Genomic DNA, 780 nt, shown 5'->3' with positions numbered 1-780 from the left:
GAAAGGGTGCTGTCACGTTAACTTTGGCGTGTTAGGCGCGGGTGATGAGAGCGTTATGCGTGAGCTACAAACGACACCGTTTTCCGAGTGAGCTGATCGCTCATGCGGTGTGGCTGTATTTCCGCTTCCCGCTGAGCTTTCGCCTTGTGGAAGAGATGCTTCTCGAGCGGGGCATTGTCGTCTCGTATGAGACGATCCGTCGGTGGAGCCTGAAGTTCGGTGCGGCCTATGCCCGCTCCCTGCGACGCAAGAAGGCTCAGTCTGGTGATCTCTGGCACCTGGACGAGGTACGGATCGTGATCCGTGGCAAGCCTCACTGGCTCTGGCGGGCGGTCAATCAGGACGGCTATGTTCTCGACGAAATCCTGCAGACCCGTCGAAACACCAAAGCAGCCAAGCGTCTCCTGACCCGGCTTTTGAAGCGGCAGGTTTTGCGCCCCAGTCGTATGATCACCGACAAGCTGAAATCCTACGGGGCAGCGAGGCGCAAACTTGGTCTCGCGATCCGGCATTTCTCGCATAAGGGTCTGAACAACCGAGCGGAGAACAGTCATCTTCCCCTGCGAAAACGCGAGCGCATCATGCAGAAGTTCCGTTCACCGGGCGGGTGTCAGCGCTTTGTCTCCGTCTTCTCAGCCATCCGCAATCTCTTCGTCCCGTCCGCCTCCATCACCACCGCTCTTTCCCGGCACATCCATCGTGTCCGGGCTCTCGCCCAATGGAATAACGCGACCGCTCTCAGCGCCTGAATACCCATCCCCCGGGCGTTTCCTACCTTGC

The 780-nt window shown here is 58.8% G+C and carries 1 protein-coding gene; it reads left to right on the top strand.

Annotation, left to right across the window (positions count from 1 at the left end):
* Positions 1-44 precede the first annotated feature (44 nt).
* Positions 45-749: an IS6 family transposase gene (locus F3J08_RS16835; RefSeq protein WP_166931926.1), complete on the top strand. Its 705-nt coding sequence runs from the start codon at positions 45-47 to the stop codon at positions 747-749.
* Positions 750-780: the final 31 nt, after the last annotated feature.

Source organism: Asaia sp. As-1742, from assembly GCF_011753235.1.
Lineage (GTDB): Bacteria > Pseudomonadota > Alphaproteobacteria > Acetobacterales > Acetobacteraceae > Asaia > Asaia bogorensis_B.
This window is presented reverse-complemented; position numbering and strand designations above follow the sequence as displayed.

What these genes read in the sequence shown, in the direction of transcription:
- F3J08_RS16835 (WP_166931926.1), top strand. Translation starts at nt 45, where the DNA reads ATGAGAGCGTTATGCGTGAGCTACAAACGACACCGTTTTCCGAGTGAG.